The sequence below is a fragment of the Frankia umida genome (genome assembly GCF_023242945.1).
GTDB lineage: Bacteria > Actinomycetota > Actinomycetes > Frankiales > Frankiaceae > Frankia > Frankia umida.
On the sequence record NZ_JALKFT010000004.1, the window covers coordinates 121,234 to 139,643 of the forward strand.

Genomic DNA, 18,410 nt, shown 5'->3' on the forward strand with positions numbered 1-18,410 from the left:
AGACAAAGCACCGGGCTACTGGGCCCTATCACCTGCTGGTATGAAGAACAGGTCAGAGCGATACCGCCGGGGCGGGCGGACGTCGCCGAAGCAGGGGGTTTGCGGGGCGCGCGGCGCCGCCGCGGGAGTGGGGCACGGTGACGGGGTCGGCACAACCGCCGCTGACCGGGAGCACCGCACGGCCGTTGCAGCCCGGCGATCCGCGCAGCCTCGGGGCGTACCAGGTCATCGGGCGGCTCGGGCAGGGCGGGATGGGCACGGTCTTCCTCGGCCGGGCGCCCGACGGCAGCGCGGTGGCGATCAAGGTGATCCGCCCGGAGCTTGCCCAACGAGCCGAGTTCCGCGCCCGGTTCGCCCGCGAGGCCGAAAGCGCCCGGCGGGTGCGCCGCTTCACCACCGCCGCCGTTCTCGACGCCGACCCGCACGGCCAGCAGCCCTACCTGGTGACCGAGTTCGTCGAAGGCCCCACCCTGTCACGTCACGTGTCGATCCGTGGGCCGCTGCGCCCCGCCGACCTGGAGCAGCTCGCGGTCAGCACCACCACGGCGCTGACCGCCATCCACGCCGCCGGCATCGTGCACCGCGATCTGACCCCCGGCAACGTGCTGCTCTCCCCGGTCGGCCCGAAGGTCATCGACTTCGGCCTGGCCCGTGAGTTCAACGCGGACACCGAGCTGTCCCGCAACGTCCGCCAGGCCATCGGCACCCCCGGCTACATGTCACCGGAGCAGATCCTCGACTCCCCGATCACCTCGGCGGTCGACATCTTCTCCTGGGGCGCCGTGATGATTTTCGCCGCCACCGGTCAGCCGCCGTTCGGCACCGGCCGGATGGAGGCGATCCTCTACCGGATCGTCAACGAGTCGCCCAGGCTCGACAGCCTCAACCCGGAGCTGCGCGCACTCGTCGAGGCGGCGATGGCCAAGGAACCCGCGGCCCGACCCACCGCGGAGGAGCTGCGTGGCGCGCTGACGGCCGGCGGACCCGTGCCGGTCCACCTGGTGGGGCCGCTCGCCGACGCCGCGGACGTCGATCCGCCCGCCGCCGAACCCGGCTCGCCACGACGCCGCTGGGGCCGACGCGGACGCACCGACTCCACCCCCACCAGCGCACCCCCCATCACCGCCGGTACCGCCACCCCGGTCACGCCTGCCACTGCGGCCACACCTGGCACCCCGGTCACACCTGGCACCCCGGTCACACCTGCCGCCGCTGCTCCAGCCGTTCCCGTCACCTCGGAGTCGGCGGGCTTCGCCGCGGGTGGTGGTACCGGTGCCGCCCGGCCATGGCCCACGCAGGCGGCGCAGATGCCGCAGACCCAGCTCTCGCCACCACCGGTCACCTCGCCACCACCGGTCACCTCGCCACCACCGGTCGCCGCACGCCCTACGGCGGGCCCGGCGGGCTCACCATCACCCGCACCGGCGGTACCAGCAGAGGCCTCGCCCTCTCCTCGTCCGCTGGGGCCGTCCACCTATGGGACGCCGCCCGCTGGCGGACCATCCACGTCCACGCGGGCCGCGGCCAGTGCGGACGAGCAGGACGGGTCACACGGTCGGCGGCGGCGCGCGCTGCTGGTCGGCGCCGGATTCGCGGTGTTGCTGGCAGCGGCGGTGGCCGTCCCGATCGTCGTGCTGGGAGGCGGGAAGGGTGACCAGCCCACCGCGGCCGAACGGACGAAGGCGTCGACCGGGCTGGCCGCGCGGGCAGCGCTCGTGCGCCACGACGATCCGAAGCTCGCCGGCCAGCTGAGCCTCGCCGCCTACGCTGTCGCCCCGACCGACCCGGCGCGCGACGCGCTCATCCTGTCGTTCGCCCAGTCGACCGCGGCTCAGGTCGACTCGAGCGGCACCGTCTACTCCGATCTCGCGCTGAGCGCGGACGGGCAGACCCTGGCCGCCACCGACAACGCCGGACGGCTGCACCTGTGGCGTCTCACCGCCGGTCAGCAGCCGACCGTCGCGACCAGGGGCAATGATGACGACCAGGCCAACGGGGTCGTCTTCGCCGACGACGGCCGGACGCTCGCGACCGGCGGGGCCAGCGACGCGGGACGCCTCTGGGACGTCACCGACCCGAGCCGGCCGATCAGACACGGCTCCCTCGGCACCCAGGCGACCGCGGTGCACCGGTTGGCGTTGTCGTCCGCCGCGCATCTGCTGGCCACCGCCGGCGGCGACTCGTCCGTGGGACTGTGGGACGTCACCGACCCGAACCAGCCGCGCTCGCGCTTCCTGCTCGTGGGACGAGGGCCCGTGACGGGAGTGGCGCTGCGACCCGACGGCGCGGTGCTCGCGATCGCCGGGGTTGGCGGTTCCGTGCAGCTGTGGAACGTGCGCGACCCGGCCGACCCCAGCCAGCTCGGTCTGGTGACCGGGCATACCGGCGCGGTGAACAGTGTCGCCTTCAGCCCGGACGGCACCCGGCTCGCGACCGGCGGTGACGACCAGGTGGTGCAGCTGACCGACGTCAGCGACCCGGCCAGACCGCGGGTGCCGCACCGCCTCACCGGCCACGGCAGCGCCGTCGCGACCGTCGCCTACACCGGCGCTGACCAGCTGCTGAGCGCCGACACCACCGGCACGGTCGCCTACTGGAACCTCGACGGCCTCGCCCAGGCCCCCGCCGGGACGTCCCCGCCGTTCACGCGGCTGGGCGACCTGGACGGCCCGATCCAGGCGATCAGCACCGCCAGAACGGGCGCCGTCGCGGTCACCACCCAGAAGGGCCAGACCTTCGTCGGCACCCTGGACCCCGCCCGGCTACGCCGGTTGGCCTGCGCGACGCCGTCGGCGGCCCCGGACCGCGACGAGTGGAACCACGAGGTGCCCGGCATCCCCTACACCGACGTCTGCGCTCCCTGATCACCCGGGCCGCCCTGCCCGGAGTCGGCTCGTCCCGCGCCAGCGTCCCGCTCGGTGGCCCCGTCCTGCCGCTCGCTGGCGCCGCCCTGCCGCTCAGTGGCGTTGCCCTGGCTCGGCACGCTGCCGACCGTGGCCAGGTGCCGGCCACCGCGGCGGTTGCCACGACGCCGGCTGAGCAGGACGAGCCCCATCACAATGATCAGCAGCAGCACCGCGATGCCCGCGCCGGCGACATAGTGCCAGGCCGAATAGCCGCCGATCAGATAGCGATGTGACTCGCCGGGCTTCTTCGGGAAGGTGATCGTCGCGTTGACGGTGTGCTCGACCAGACCGCTGCGCAGCGTCACCGACGCATGCCAGGGTCCCAGGGGCAGCTCGCTGTCCAACGGGATGCTCACGGGGACGATCTCACCCGGGCCGATCGTGGTGCCAAGGTTCGCCGGGAACGGGCCGGCCTGAAGGCCGCCGGGTCCCCGTTCCAACCGCAGGTCCCCGGACATGTCCAGGGCCCGTCCACCGGTGTTGTGCACCTCGGTGCTCAGCGCGGCCCGGCCGTCCGGCGTCCGACTCGCGGTCAGGGCCGAGATGGCGAACCCCGCCGCCGGCGGACCTCCCGGGCCGACATCCAGGTAGACGCGGATACCGACGCGGTTGACCATGCGCACGCCGCTGCCCTGGGTGGGCGCGCTGACCGCCTCGGCCCACAGAACGGCGTAGTGCTCGCCCGGGGAGGCGTCCTTCGGGACGTCGATGGTGACCTCGGCGTTGCTGCGGTCATGCGGGCCAAGATCGATGGTGGCCGGGTTGACCGAGATCCAGGTGCTCAGTTCGTTGGCCGCGTGCCCCTCGCCGAAATGGAACTCGCCGTCGCCGATCGAGGCGGCCGCCGGATACAGCGACAGGTGCAACGGCTGGGTGCCGTCGTTGTAGACCTCCACCTGGCGTCTCAGGACCGACTCCGGGTTGAGATGATCGATGATGTACTCGCGGGCCCGCGGGTCATCGCGCAGCGAGTCGGTCACCTCGGTCAGCCGGATACCGAAGCGTCCCGCCTCCGACTGGGAACCCGCCGGTCCGCCCTTGGCTGGGCCGTTCTGGGTCGAACCGTTCTGGGGTGATGCGCCTTGCGCGGGTGCCGCTGCCGCCTGGTCGGCACGCCCACCCGCCGCGAGGGCGGGGGACGTGCCGACCAGGGTGCCGGGCAGGAGCAGTGCAGCCACGGTGACGAGGGTTCCCAGCGTGCTGAGACTCAGGCCGGATCGCACGGCCACGCGGGGTCCTACGCGCATGTTCTCGCCACCGTCACTCGTCTGGATCCTTGTCTACGAGTCGAGTCGAACCGGTCAGGCGACCGAGTGGCTCAGCGTAACGGTGTAAGTACCGGTAATCGCGGAAGCGGCCGGGATGTTCACGCCCAGCGTCGGGTTCCAGGTGGCGAAGTTGACGCCGGTACCGGCGGTGCCCGCGACGGTCGCCTGTGGCGTCTCGGACAGCGACTGGAGTCGCACACCGGCCGCGGTCACGTTGGTGGCGCCGATCACACCTGGGTCATAGGAGACGGACTCGGGCGGCAGGCTCACACCTTCGGCGGTGCCGCTGCCCGTGACGGCGGTCGCGCTGACGCTCGCCGTCCAGCTGGCACCCGAGTTACCGCGGCTGTCGGTCACGACGACGTCGCCGAGGTTGCCGGAGACGTAGCCGGCGCTGACCGGGAAACTGCTCAGGTCAGCGGTCGCCGGCGCCGTGATGTCGAGCGCACCGCCGGTCAGGCTGAAGGTGGTGGACGTGGTGGAGGTGGAGGCGGCGTCAGCAGGAAGCGCTGCGGCGAAAGCTGCCGCGGTCGACACGACCGCGCCGATGAAAAGGGTGGTGGACCTGCGCACTTGAAGAACCCCCAAGAGTGACTACACGAACGCACCCCAGCAGCGGAATCGGACTCGCCGAGGCGACGTGCGGGTACCGCCGGATGCGCGGCGCGACGCTATCACTCTCAGTATCAATACAAGTACTAAGCGAATTCCTGCGTGTCGGAGCCACGCCACAGGCCGCCCCCCGCCGCTCCCCAACCCAGCCACGGCCCGACCCGACTTGGCCTCGACCCGTCCACGGCCGCAGCCCGGCTTGGCCCCCGCCGCACCCCTGACCCAGACCTGCCCGCGGTCCGACCCTGACCCCGGTCAAGCCCGAACCCGACCCCGGATCTGCCCATAGCCCAGCCCCAGCCCCAGCCCCAGCCGTGGCCTAGCTTCGGCCCAACCCACCTTCGGCCCGACCCTGATACCGCCCCACCGTCCGGGCGGGCTGGCCGCCTGACTAGCCGACCGGGTCGACCGCCCTATCCGCCCGCTCGGTCCCGGACTCGGTCACCGTGGACGGCACCTTCCTTGCTCTGCGACCGCTACCACTGGTAGCAATCCGTCACCACCCAGTTTCCCGGGGTCAGGAGCGGCCATGCGATTGTGTTTCACCCATCGGCAGCGTGCTGTCGGTGGGCTACCGGTACTCACGGCGTTGGCGCTCGTCGCCGGCGCGCTGACCTGCGGCCCAGCCCACGCCGCCTACTCCATCACGGTACCGACCACGGCGAGCCTTGGCTCTCTGCGGGTCGGCGGTGGCACCCTGGCCGGCTCGCTCGGCACGGTGACAGTCTCCAGCGACTCGGCGGGTGGCTCCTGGGCGGTCACCGTCATCTCGACGACCTGCACCACCGGATCCGGGCGACCCTACGAGCGCATCTCCTCAGGGCTGCTGCAGTACCGTTCCGGTGCGGCGACCGCCACCACGGGTCCGGTAAGCGTCGTCACCCCCGGCCAGCCGGCGGGCGCGAACACCGTCACACTCGCCGGCGGTCGCCGGGCGTTCTCCGCCACCGCCGCCCGCGGCGCCGCGAGTTCGGTGAGCTGGAGCCCAACCCTGACCGTCACGGTCCCGACCAACGTCGTCGTCGGAACCTATTCCTGCACGATCATGCATTCCGTGGCGTAAGACGGCCCACCGACGGCCCCGTGATGAGCGGGCCGTCGGTGGGCCGGGCGGCGGCGGTCCCGTGTCAGGCGGGTACCGGCGCCACCCCCTGCGTCAGGGTCTTCAGCCGCGCGATGTTCTCGTTCACCGTCTCGTCCGTACGCGGCACATAGTGCGCGTCGAACGCGATCTTCCGTCCGTTCTGCAGGAAGTACGAAAGGAAGGCGGCGGTCGCCGGCTTACGCAGCGACTCGGGCAGGGCGTAGACGTAGAGCGGCTTGCACAGAGGTAGGTAAAGTCCGGTGCCGACGGCGACGGCGGTGGGTGCGACACAGCCCTCACCGTTGTCGATCTCCACTCCGCGCAGCCGGTTGCCGAACGTCTCGAAAGTCGGATAGTCGAGGAATCCGATGGCCAGCCGTTCACCGGCCACGTCGTTGGCCACCCGGCCAAGGTCGGACTGCTGCGCATAGGACCGGGACCTGTCGCTCGCGTCGCTGATCGTCGCGTTGAACACCTGGGCCTGCACCGAGTTGCGCGACGGCCCGACAAAGGTGATCGGCTCGTCCGGGTAGGACGGATTGATCTGGCTCCACCGGGTCACCGTGGAGCTCGCGCCCCATACCTGTCGCACCTGCTTCAGGGTCAGGCAACGCAGCCAGGTGTTCTGCGGATTCACCACGATCGGCAGCGTGTGGTGAGCGACCTCGAACCCCACCAGGCGCTTCGCGCAGGACGGATCGTCAAGCGATCCCGGGTTCGGTTCGAAGGACGCGTCCGCCAGCTCCACTTCGCCGCTGCACAGGGCGTTGAAGCCATCCTCGGTGCTGCTCGACTCCACACTGACGGTCACGTTACGCTGGGTCTGGCGAAACTCGTTGTAGGCGGTCTCCGAGATCGGCCCGACTTCGGACGACCCGGCGATTCGGACCAGGTTCGCGGCCGCCGGCGGCTCTGGCGACGGGCTGACCGTCCTCGGAATCGGATCGGTGGTGGGGAACGGACCCGCGGACGCCACCGCCGTCGGCTCGGACCCGGAGTCACGGTTGGTAAGCAGCACTCCCGCGGTCGTTCCCACGACGACGAACAGGACCGCGGCCACCGCGGCGGCGACCATCGTCCGGCGCGAACCGAAGATCCCGCCGCCGCTGCCAGCCGCGCCGCTGCCGGCGCCGCCGCTGCCTGCCCCTGCCCCTGCCCCTGCCCCTGCCCCTGCCCCTGCCCCTGCCCCTGCCCAAGGCTGATCCGCGGCGCCGGCTACGGACCCAGGATGCGCAGCACCATGACCAGCGGCGCTCCCCGCACCGGCCAGGTTCGCCAGCTGCGGCTCCGATGGCCCGCCAGTCCCGGGACCACCGGCCCACCGCATGGTTGCCGCATCGATGCCAGGCACAATCGCGGTAGCCCCGGCATCACCACCCTGCGCCGCGGTACCCGCGGCCGCGGCCTCCGCCGGCGCGGTCGGCGTGGACCCAGCAGCGGATTCAGCCGCCGCCATCGTCACCGCGTCCGTGGGTGCTCCCCCGCTGGCCGCGGCCATTGCGGCGCTGGCCGCAGCCACGCCAGCCGCCGTCCCCGGCGCGTCGCCTCGTCCACCCGTGCGGCCAAGCGGGGTGGTGCCGCCGCCGGACATGAACGGCGGCAGTGAGCTCAGGCTCGCCGCGTCCGGTGGACGAATCACCGCCGTCACGTCATAGGGATCCTGCACCGGCTCGCCGCCGAACACGCCGCCGCCGGCCCGCGCCGCCCGATCGGAGAAGTCGGCGGCCAGCAGCGCCGCGCCCATCGCCAGATCCGCGTCGGAGCGGTGCTCGATCCGGTGCAGCGCGGGAAAAGCCTCACGTAGCCGTCGCGACACCAACGGCAGGTAGGCGACGCCGCCGGAGAGCAGAATCCGGGACAGATCGGCCGGCTCGGCCGGGACCGACCGCAGCGCCCGGCGCAACGCGCCCACCGTGTCGTCGATCGTCGGAGTGGTGAGCGCCTCGAGTTCCGCGCGGGTGAGCGTGACCGCCGTGCTCACCCCGGGCAACGCCACGGTGAGGTCGACCTCGGCCTCCTCCGCCAGCACCTCCTTGGCCTGCGCGGCGTCGCGACGCAGTTGGGCCAGGGCCAGCCTGGTCGCCGGATCCGACCGGTCGACCCGCTGGGGGTCGATACCGGCGTGGGTCAGCGCCTGGTCGACCAGCAGCCCGTCCAGGTCGATGCCGATGCCGTGACGCATGCCCGCCGCCGTACCGACGACCTGGAAGCCGAACGGCGAGAAGGACAGCACCGCGGTGTCGAGGAAGCCGGCACCCAGGTCGTACCAGCCGACCAGGTCGACGGTCTGGGTGACCGACGAGCGGGCCAGGAGCGTGCCCATCGCGTCGGCGGCCGCCACGGCGGTCACCGGCATCTCCAGGCCGGAGAGCTGGGTGACCGCCTCGGTGAACGCCTCGCGCCGCGAGGCGGGCCAGAACGCCGGATGGGTGACGACCACCTGGTCGGGTGGACCGCCAAGCTGCTGCGCGGCGGTGGTGACAAGATGGGCGACCAGCCGGCCGAGCAATGACTCCCTGCTGTAGGCCGCGCCGCCGAGCACGACCTGGCCCTCGTCACCGAGGCGACGCAGCAGGTCGGTGGCCGCACGGTCCGGATCGGTCCGCGCCCGGCGCGCCGCCGCTCGGGCGAACAGCAGGCCTCCGCCCGGCGCGGCGTACACCACGGACGGCAACCGCCGCTGCCCGCCGAGTTCGAGTACCCGCGGCCAGCCGCCGTCAGCGATACCAACGATCGTGTGCACGGATCCGACGTCTATGCCGAGCTGATATCCCACCGCGACTCCTGAGCCACGTGTTCGCGGGGCCCGCCCCCTCCCAGGAAACACGCGCCCGACCAGCGACGATCTCCCTGACCGCTGGTCCGCTCATCGTAGACACCGTGGAAGACAAACCGGCATGTCCGGTGTCGGACACAAAATGTCGCGATCATTCTGAACCGCCCCGCCGCGCCCCTCGAGCTCACCGGACCCGCACACCCGCCGGTCCCGTCGGATGTACCGGTCCACCGAGGCAGACGTCGTTTTTCCGCGCGGATCCAGCCGTGCCTGCGACGATGCTGGAGGACATGTACGACGACGCCGAGCGCTGTGTGCGGGCCGTGCGGTCCCGGGACTCCCGCTTCGACGGCTGGTTCTTCACCGCCGTGCGCAGCACCCGGATCTACTGTCGTCCGAGCTGCCCCGCCATCGTCCCCCGCATCGAGAACCTGCGCTTCTACCCAAGTGCCGCGGCCGCCCAGCAGGCCGGGTACCGAGCCTGCAAACGCTGCCGACCGGACGCGAGTCCCGGTTCGCCCCTGTGGGATGTCCGCGCCGATCTCGTGGCCAGAGCGATGCGTCTGATCGCCGACGGGGTGGTCGACCGCGACGGCGTGCCCGGCCTCGCCGCCCAGCTCGGGTACAGCACCCGCCAGGTGCAACGACAGCTGCTCGCCGAGCTCGGCGCCGGCCCGTTGGCGCTGGCTCGGGCGCAGCGCGCGCAGACCGCGCGCCTGCTGATCGAAACCAGCGACCTGCCGATGGGTGATGTCGCCTTCGCCGCCGGTTTCGCCAGCATCCGGGCGTTCAACGACGCCGTCCGGGAGATCTTCGCGCTCTCCCCCACCGACCTGCGTCACCGCGCCGCCCGCGCCCCCATCCCGCTCGTGACGGTTCCCGGGTCGGCGGAGTCCAGCCAGCCGGCAGGCCCGGCGCACAGCACGGGGCTCGCCGTACCCATGCGGCCGGTAGGAACGCTGTCCCTACGCCTGCCGTTTCGCGCACCGCTGTGCCCGGACAACCTGTTCGGGCATCTGGCGGCCACCGCGATCCCCGGGGTGGAGCAGTGGCGCGACGGTGCCTTTCACCGCACCCTGCGCCTGCCGCACGGCCCCGCGGCGGTGGCGCTGCGGCCGCGGCCTGACCATGTCGCCTGCCAGCTCACCCTCACCGACCTGCGGGATCTGTCGACGGCGATCAGCCGCTGCCGCCGACTGCTCGACCTGGACGCCGACCCGGTCGCCGTCGATGCCCACCTCGCCGAGGACCCCACACTCGCCCGGCTGGTGCACGCCGCCCCCGGCCGACGGGTGCCGCGCACCCCCGACCCGGACGAGTTCGCCGTGCGCGCGATCCTCGGCCAACAGGTCTCCACCGCCGCGGCCCGTACCCACGCTCGCCGTCTGGTCGAGGCCCTCGGCCCACGCGTCGACGGCCTCGGCGGCGCGTTGACCCATCTGTTCCCCACGATGCGTGACCTCGCCGATGGGCTGCCCGGGCTTGACGAGGCCGCGCTGGCTTTCCCCCGCAGCCGCCGCATCGCGCTCACCGCTCTCGTCGAAGCGCTCGCCGAGCGCACCATCGATCTGGGCGCGGGAGCCGACTGGCACCACGCCCGCGTCCAACTCACTGCTCTGCCCGGCCTCGGCCCATGGACGGTCGAGTCGATCGCCATGCGCGCCCTCGGCGACCCCGACGCCTTCCTCCCCACCGACCTCGGCGTACGGCGCGCTGCCGCGGACCTCGGTCTGCCCACCAGCGCGGGCGGCCTCGGCGCCCACTCGACCGCCTGGCGCCCCTGGCGCAGCTACGCCGTCCAGTACCTCTGGGCGACCAGCGACCACCCGATCAACCGGATGCCCGACCAGCCTCGCTCGGCAACCGCATGACTCAGCTGCGACCCCCACGGTCAAGGTGGTCCGAGGGCTGACTCGGCCGCGTGAACACCCATCGATCCGCCTGCACGCAGCATCAGCCGACCTCCCGAGGCGGAAGCCGATCAGGTGCCCGCACACATGCGGCAGAGCCCGACGCACCGAGCGTCTCGGTGCCCGGCCAACGGGCTGGATCGCCACCCATTGGCCGGGCATCTTCACCGAGCCGACGCGAACCTATTCCGCTGTGTAGTTATCAGGGTGCGTGTGGTGCTGAGCACCGGTGGGAGTGGTCCAGGTGATGTGGCCGGGCGCGCCCTGTTGCATCTGCCAGCCGGCGGGCCGGGGTGACTCGTTCATCGGGCTGGGATGGCGCTTGCGGCGACCCATCATTCGATGATGACGTCGGCAGACCGGCGCAAGATTGCCTTCCCGGGTCTTACCACCGTCACCCCAGGAAACGCTGTGATCAATATCCGCGCTGACCGCCGGCTGGTCACATCCAGGCAGCGTGCAGGTGGTGTTCCGCGCCCGAACCTTGCGGGCCAGCGCCGCCGACGGAAAACGCCGATCTGACACATCCACCAGTTCACCGCTGTCTCGGCGGGTGAGAATCTGCCGCCACGTGCACAGCGGCTCCTCGCTCATCTGCCGCACCACTTCCGCTGGGATCGGACCGAGACCCGGGATCTCTCCCGGATTTTCGGCGAGCCCAAGCAGCGTCTCCACCGGCACGATCACCTGCATCTCGACCGGGACCCGACCCAGATCCGCCCCCATCAACAGACCGTAAGCCACATCTGCCCGGCGCTGATCAAAACTCCGCCCATCACCTGCCCTCATCCCTCGGGCCAGGTGGCTGATCCGCGCCCACACCGCCCACAGCTGTTCCGCTGGAAACAGCAGGGCCAGGCGGGCCATGCCGTCCGGCTCCGCCCGCATCTCCACCCGCCTGCCCTCCTCGGCCTTTTCCCTTCGCTGCTGCGACCCGTGCGGATCCACCCGCAGAATCCGCCGACGGACCGCCTGCTCGAACGCGGCCAGGCTCGGCCGGCCGCCCTTCGCCAGAACCGGAGTCGCCACCGCATCCACCAGCTCGTCGGCCAGTTGAGCGGTCAACCGGTCCAAGGCCACCAGCCGCGCCAGATCGATCGCTCCGTCATACAGCGCCTTCACCGCTCCTGGCAGCCGACGCACCACCCGCACCGCGAAAGCCACCTGCCGACCGCCTTCCGCGGACGACAGGCACGCGCCGAGAGCTACCTCCTCACCCACGAACTCGCTGTAGCCCCAGCGCTTCGCCTCCGCCCACACCCCGCTGCGCGCCCCGCCCTCAGCCGGCACTCCCCGCCCGTCGTCCCCCTCCCCGTCAACACCAGGGCCACCCTCGTCCTCGGGATCGCACCCGTTCACAGGCACTCTCGGCAGCGGACGCAGGCCGGCCAGACGAGCCCGCACCAGCAACCGCTCCGCCTCGGCCCGTGCCACTCGCCGCCCCACCTCCGCATCCCACGCCACGCACGCCTCATCCCCCAACCCCGCCACACGCCGACCCCCCACCTCCACCGACGCCAGCCACTCGACCGCCTCCCGTTCCTGCGACGACGCCTCGTTGGCACCCACCACCGACACCATCACCAGCACCCCCGTCCCAAAAGAAGACAGCCGAAAAAAGCAGATGAGAAGAAAGCATGGACACGCGCTCGCAGACAGGAGAAGACAGCGAATCTATACATCACTGAAGCTATACGCCACCTCCACTCATGACGATCGAACGTGCATTCGAATCATAGCCGATGGACAAGCGGCTGACAACCCACGTGCACGCACTCGGGTACAGAGACAACCCACACCCCCAGCGACCAGCGACAACGCAGGATGGAAGCAGTGGAACAGCGGTTCAGTGAGCCCGAGAGTCGCGCATAGCTGCGACCACAACACCAAGCTTCCTGCCGCCGGAAGACCCGCGGTCAGCTCTTGCATGGAGAGAGGAAGAGGGTATGATCAGGATACACAGAAGCCAATCCACGAGCATCCGATCGCCGAAATAAGCAACGCGACCTGGCAGCAGTCTCGAGCTTCACATATTGACGCAAGGCGACCGCATGATCCCGAAACTATTTCCTTGCCAGGAATCACATATCCCGCAGAGAAGACAGGCGCCCGCCGTCAGGCTGTAATGGGAGCCAAGCTCAGATCGTTGCCATCCTGAGCTTGCTTAAGAAACGAGGTCTGACATACCCGATGAAGCCACGCCAGCCCGGGACCACGACGAATAAGCGGATTCCATAGAAATAGCCGGCCGAGTTTTTTCGCGTCGCCGTCCCGGCGGCCTCCAAACAGCACGACAGGACACGTCCAATGCGACTCCATGCCGGACAGGACACCAACGAAACAGGAGCGAGCGTCCGTGCCAACGGCGGGCTCCTGAGCTCGGAAGGCCTGCTACTGCGACGACCTGGTCGGCTCACCCGTCGACTGCGCGAAGGCGGAGAGGATGGCATCGGCGGCCAGAGCCGGGGTGAGGCTGCCCTCGCGGACACGCTGTTCCAGGTCTGGGGTCAGGGCGCGGACCTGCGGATGGGCGTGCAGATCGGCGAGCAGCCGGTCGCGCACCATCGCCCACGTCCAGTCGACCTGTTGGCGGCGGCGACGGGCGGCGAGTTCGCCAGACGCGTCCAGGGTGTCCTGATGCTTGATGATCTGCGCCCAGACCGTGTCGACGCCGACGCGCTGCTCGGCGCTGCAGGTCAGCACCGGTGTGTTCCAGTCCCGCGGGCCGGAGGCACCCTGCAGCATCCGCAGGGCGCCAGCGAGTTCCCGGGCGGCACGGCGGGCATCGAGTTCGTGTGGGCCGTCGGCCTTGTTCACCGCGATGACGTCCGCGAGCTCGAGCACACCCTTCTTGATGCCCTGCAGCTGGTCGCCGGTGCGGGCCAGGGTGAGGAACAGGAAGGTGTCGACCATGTCGGCGACGGTCGTCTCCGACTGGCCGACGCCGACCGTCTCGATGACGACGACGTCGTAGCCGGCTGCCTCCATGATGACCATGGCCTCGCGGGTGGCCTTGGCGACTCCACCGAGTGTGCCCGCGGTCGGCGACGGGCGGATGAACGCCGCCGGATCGACCGCCAGGGCCGACATCCGGGTCTTGTCGCCGAGGATGCTGCCGCCGGTGCGGGTCGACGAGGGGTCGACAGCGAGCACCGCCACCTGATGGCCGCTACCGGTGAGCATGGTGCCGAGCGCGTCGATGAACGTCGACTTGCCGACGCCAGGCACGCCGGTGATGCCCACCCGGCGTGCCTTACCGGCATGCGGCAGCAGCGTCACGAGCAGCTGCTGGGCGAGCTCGCGATGGTCGGGCCGGGTCGACTCGACCAGTGTGACCGCGCGCGCGATCCAGGTACGCGACGAGGCGAGCACCCCGTCGGCGTACTGCGCGAGGTCGATCGGTCGCCGGCTCACGACGCCACGGCCGACGTCGACCGCGCGGACGCCGCTGATTCCAGGGCGACCGCCGCCACCACCGTGACCGCCGTCGAACTCACCACCGCCGTCGGCTTCACCACCGCTGTCGAACTCACCACCGCTGTCGATGCCACTGGCCGCCGCCGCTCAGGCAGCGGTGTGGCCGAGCTGCGCGGACAGGGTCGCGAGCAGTTCCTGCGCGGCATCGGCGATGACCGTGCCGGGCGGGAAGATCGCGGCGGCGCCGGCGGCTCGCAGTTCATCGAAGTCGCCGGGTGGAATGACGCCGCCGACCACGATGAGGATGTCGGAGCGCTCCAGCGCGGCGAGTTCCTCGCGCAGCGCCGGCACCAGGGTGAGGTGGCCGGCGGCGAGCGAGGAGACGCCGACGATCTGGACGTCCGCCTCGACCGCCTGGCGGGCGACCTCGGCCGGCGTCTGGAACAGCGGGCCGACGTCGACGTCGAAGCCGATGTCGGCGAAGGCGCTGGCGATCACCTTCTGGCCGCGGTCATGGCCGTCCTGTCCCATCTTGGCGACCAGGATGCGCGGACGGCGCCCCTCCTGCCGCTCGAACTCGGCGGCCGTCTCGCGGGCGGCGGCGATGTTGCCGGCGGAGCCGGCCTCGTCCCGGTACACGCCGGAAATCGTACGGATCTGACCGGAATGGCGCCCGTAGATCTTCTCCAACGCGTCGGAGATCTCGCCCACGGTCGCCTTGGCACGGGCCGCGTCCACCGCGAGGGCCAGCAGGTTCTGGTCGAGGCCCGAAGCCCGGCGCCCGTCACGGGCCGCGTCGGCGGCGGCGGTCAGCGCGTGCAGGGCGGCCTCGGTCACCGCGTTGTCCCGCTCCTCGCGCAGCCGGCGCAGCTTCTCGACCTGCTCGGTGCGGACGGCCGAGTTGTCGACCTTGAGCACCTCGATCGCCTCGTCGGCGTCCACCCGGTACTTGTTGACGCCGATCAGCGGCTGACGGCCGGAGTCGATCCGCGCCTGGGTGCGGGCGGCGGCCTCCTCGATGCGCATCTTCGGGATGCCGGCGTCGATGGCCTGCGCCATGCCGCCGGACGCCTCGACCTCGGCGATGTGGCTCCAGGCCCGGGCGGCCAGGTCGTGGGTGAGGCGCTCGACGTAGTAGCTGCCGCCCCACGGGTCGATCACCCGGGTGGTGCGCGACTCCTGCTGCAGCAGCAGCTGGGTGTTGCGGGCGATGCGGGCGGAGAAGTCGGTCGGCAGCGCCAGCGCCTCGTCCAACGCGTTGGTGTGCAGCGACTGGGTGTGGCCCTGGGTGGCGGCCATCGCCTCCACGCAGGTGCGGACCACGTTGTTGAACACGTCCTGGGCGGTCAGCGACCAGCCCGACGTCTGCGAATGGGTGCGCAGCGACAGCGACTTGGAGCTCTTCGGCTCGAACTGCTTCACCAGCTTCGCCCACAGCAGGCGGGCGGCGCGCAGCTTCGCGACCTCCATGAAGAAGTTCATGCCGATGGCCCAGAAGAACGACAGCCGCGGCGCGAACGCGTCGATCTCCAGACCCGCCGCCAGGCCCGCCCGGATGTACTCCACGCCGTCGGCGAGGGTGTAGGCCAGTTCCAGGTCGGCCGTCGCTCCGGCCTCCTGCATGTGGTAGCCGGAGATGGAGATCGAGTTGAACTTCGGCATCTTCTGCGAGGTGAACGAGAAGATGTCCGAGATGATCTGCATCGACGGCTGCGGCGGGTAGATGTAGGTGTTGCGGACCATGAACTCCTTGAGGATGTCGTTCTGGATGGTCCCGGCGAGCTGCTCGGGAGCCACGCCCTGCTCCTCGGCCGCGACGATGTAGAGCGCGAGCACCGGGAGCACGGCGCCGTTCATGGTCATCGACACGCTCATCCGGTCCAGCGGGATGCCGTCGAAGAGCTGGCGCATGTCGAGAATCGAGTCGATCGCGACGCCAGCCATGCCGACGTCGCCGGTGACCCGCGGATGGTCGGAGTCGTAGCCGCGGTGGGTCGGCAGGTCGAAGGCGACCGACAGACCCTTCTGGCCGGCGGCGAGGTTACGCCGGTAGAAGGCGTTGGACGCCGCCGCGGTGGAGAAGCCGGCGTACTGGCGGATCGTCCACGGCTGGGTGACGTACATCGGCGCGTACGGCCCGCGCAGGAACGGCGTGACCCCTGGATAGGTGCGCAGGAAGTCCAGGCCCTCGGTGTCGGCCGCGGTGTAGAGCGGCTTGACGGCGATGCCCTCAGGCGTGTCCCAGGTCAGCGCCTCGACATCCTTGCCGGTCGTGGCCTCGACGGCGTCGCGCCACTGCTGCTCGGGGGTGTCGGCCCCGTCCGGCGGGGCACCGAGTTCGATCGTCGAGAAGTCCGGGATGGCGGTGAGGCCCGGCCCGGTCGGGTCGGACTCGTCAGCGCCGGACTGCTTCGCGCCTTCGAGGGACATCAGGCCACTCCCGCCTCAGCCAGTGCCGTCTGGAGCACGGCGACCGCATTACATCCTGTGAACACGTATCCGCCGATACCCGCCTCGGCGTCGGACTGCGCGCGGGCACCCGGCTGGCCGGCCAGCCACACCTGGCGGGCACCGGCCGCCCGCAGCGCGGCGGCGACCGTGGCGGCATGCTCGGCGTACACCTTGTCAGCCGAGCACAGGCAGGCCACGGTGGCGCCGGACGCGGTGAACGCCGCGGCGATCTGGACCGGGTCGGTGCCGGTACCGGAGGTCGGGGTGTCGAACCCGCCGGCCTGGAACAGGTTGGCGGCGAAGGAGCCCCGCGCCGTCGACGCGGCGGCGCTGCCCAGTGTCGCCAGCAGGATCACCGGACGGTCGCCCGCCTGGGCCGCGGCGTCCGCGCGGGCCCGCAGGTCCTCGAAGTCGGCGTCATAATGGATCTCCGGCAGTCCGGTTGTCACCGCGTCCGCGGGGGCGGACGGCGCGACAGGTGGCGCCGGGACCCGATCGGGAAGCTTCTCGGCGACGTTCGGGAACTCGCTGACGCCGGTGATCGGATCACGCCGATGGGCGATCGCCTCGGCGCGGGCCGCGCGACTGCTCGCGATCCGTTCGGCGACAAGCCCCTCACGCAGCGCCGCGACGATCCCGCCGGCCCGCTCGATCTCGGTGAACGCGGACCAGGCCGCCTCGGCGAGGCTTTCCGTGAGGGACTCGACGAACCAGGAACCGCCGGCCGGGTCGATCACCCGAACCAGGCTCGACTCCTCCTGCAGCAGGATCTGGGTGTTGCGGGCGATCCGTCGGGAGAAGTCGTCGGGCAGACCGAGCCTCGCGTCGAAGGGCAGCACCGTGACCGCGTCGGCACCGGCGACCCCGGCGGCGAAGCAGGCCAGCGTCGTGCGCAGCATGTTCACCCAGGGATCGCGGCGGGTCATCATCGCCGTCGACGTGACGGCGTGCTGGCGCTGGGCCCGCTCGGGTCCGCTCGCCCCGCACACCTGGGCGACCCGCGCCCACAGCCGGCGGGCGGCGCGCAGCTTCGCGATCGAGCTGAACTGGTCGGCGGTGACCGCGTAGCGGAACTCCAGCTGGCCGAGCGCCTCGGTGAGGCTCAGCCCGGCGCTGGTCAGCAGGCGCAGGTAGGCGACGCCGGTGGCCAGCGACGCGGCGAGTTCCTGGGCGTCGCTGGCGCCGGCACGGTGGTAGGGCTGGGCGTCGACGACCAGCGCGCGCAGGCCCGGGTACTGCTGGAGGCAGCGCCGCGCGAGCGCCGCGGCCTCGTCGAGCCCGGCCGGCTCGGAGGTGCCGACCCCGACCCGCGCGGCCAGCCCGATCGGGTCGGCCCCCAGGCTGCCCGACAGCTGGGAACCGGGTACGCCGCGGGCGTCGGCGACCCGCAGGAACTCATCCGCGGCCGCCGATGTCCGCCCGCCCGCGTCGAGTGCGACCGGGGCGAGGTCGAGGTACACCTCGGCGAGCACCGTGCCGAGTGCCTCGATGGGCAGGCCACCCTCGCCCAGGCGCAGCCAGAGCGAGGTGACGCCGCTCTCCAGGTCCGCCAGCACGTCGGCGCCGGCGGCCTTCGCATCCGGGCCGACGTGCAGGGCACGCACATCCCAGCCGCTGCCACCGGTGCCCTGGGGACGCCCACCGCGCACGAACGGCGCGAGACCGGGCAGGCCGACCCCGCCGGCGGGTGCGTCCTCGCTGGTGTACAGCGGCTGGATGCGTGGACCGTCGTAGGTCTCGGTAGCGAGCAGGTCCTCGACATCAGCCGGGGTGTTCGCCTCGGTCGCCACCCCGGATTTGCGCAGGACCCCGAGAACCAGCTTCTGCCACTCGCCTCGCGTGGACTCGGGAAAGTCCGCGGCCAGCGACAGTCCGCCAGAGGGAACGCTCATGCACCGGATCGTAGGCCGGCGGGTTGCGGGAGGCTCGGAATGTACTTCCTGTCACAAGCTCTTGCACCCGTTTGGCTCGATGGTGGCACCCCTC

Annotated in this window: 10 protein-coding genes; 3 read left to right on the forward strand and 7 right to left on the reverse strand. The window is 71.2% G+C overall.

All coding sequences use genetic code 11. The features are described 5' to 3' along the window. Nucleotides 1–137 precede the first annotated feature (137 nt). Nucleotides 138–2,864 (forward strand): WD40 repeat domain-containing serine/threonine protein kinase, encoded by a 2,727-nt coding sequence (locus MXD59_RS05745; protein ID WP_248823741.1) that lies wholly within the window; start codon nt 138–140, stop codon nt 2,862–2,864. Here MXD59_RS05745 and MXD59_RS05750 read toward each other — a convergent pair. Further along, entirely contained in the window at nt 2,840–4,135 is a 1,296-nt protein-coding gene (locus MXD59_RS05750) for a COG1361 family protein (protein ID WP_248823742.1), read from the reverse strand. The two genes, MXD59_RS05745 and MXD59_RS05750, sit on opposite strands and share 25 nt — an antisense overlap. A gap of 72 nt (nt 4,136–4,207) precedes the next feature. Next, nucleotides 4,208–4,747: a hypothetical protein gene (locus tag MXD59_RS05755; RefSeq protein WP_248823743.1), complete on the reverse strand. Its 540-nt coding sequence runs from the start codon at nt 4,745–4,747 to the stop codon at nt 4,208–4,210. A 568-nt stretch (nt 4,748–5,315) separates the two neighbouring features. On the opposite strand from MXD59_RS05755, the gene MXD59_RS05760 reads away from it, so the two are divergent. Next, nucleotides 5,316–5,849, forward strand: a complete 534-nt coding sequence (locus MXD59_RS05760; protein ID WP_248823744.1) for a hypothetical protein — start codon at nt 5,316–5,318, stop codon at nt 5,847–5,849. Nucleotides 5,850–5,913: 64 nt separating this feature from the next. Here the strand turns inward: MXD59_RS05760 and MXD59_RS05765 are convergent, their stop codons facing one another. After that, entirely contained in the window at nt 5,914–8,613 is a 2,700-nt protein-coding gene (locus MXD59_RS05765; protein ID WP_248823745.1) for an Hsp70 family protein, read from the reverse strand. Between the two features lie 323 nt (nt 8,614–8,936). Here MXD59_RS05765 and MXD59_RS05770 point away from each other — a divergent pair, with 323 nt between their 5' ends. Further along, the gene (locus MXD59_RS05770; RefSeq protein WP_248823856.1) at nt 8,937–10,517 is read left to right on the forward strand and encodes an AlkA N-terminal domain-containing protein; all 1,581 of its coding nucleotides are present in this window, start codon (nt 8,937–8,939) and stop codon (nt 10,515–10,517) included. Between the two features lie 222 nt (nt 10,518–10,739). Here the strand turns inward: MXD59_RS05770 and MXD59_RS05775 are convergent, their stop codons facing one another. The 4 genes from MXD59_RS05775 to MXD59_RS05790 form a co-directional block, all read right to left on the reverse strand. After that, nucleotides 10,740–12,137 carry an HNH endonuclease signature motif containing protein gene (locus MXD59_RS05775; protein WP_283096417.1) on the reverse strand — a complete coding sequence of 466 codons (1,398 nt, stop codon included), beginning with the start codon at nt 12,135–12,137 and terminating at the stop codon, nt 10,740–10,742. A gap of 810 nt (nt 12,138–12,947) precedes the next feature. Further along, on the reverse strand, nt 12,948–13,970 hold the full coding sequence (meaB, locus tag MXD59_RS05780) for a methylmalonyl Co-A mutase-associated GTPase MeaB (RefSeq protein ID WP_248815622.1): 1,023 nt from the start codon (nt 13,968–13,970) through the stop codon (nt 12,948–12,950). Between the two features lie 150 nt (nt 13,971–14,120). Next, a complete protein-coding gene (gene scpA / locus MXD59_RS05785; protein WP_248823747.1) occupies nt 14,121–16,403 on the reverse strand; it encodes a methylmalonyl-CoA mutase in 2,283 nt (760 codons plus the stop codon). Further along, complete coding sequence (locus MXD59_RS05790; protein WP_248823748.1) at nt 16,403–18,316, reverse strand: methylmalonyl-CoA mutase subunit beta; 1,914 nt, start codon at nt 18,314–18,316, stop codon at nt 16,403–16,405. Before MXD59_RS05790 ends, scpA begins: the two co-directional genes overlap by 1 nt. Between the last annotated feature and the right edge of the window lie 94 nt (nt 18,317–18,410).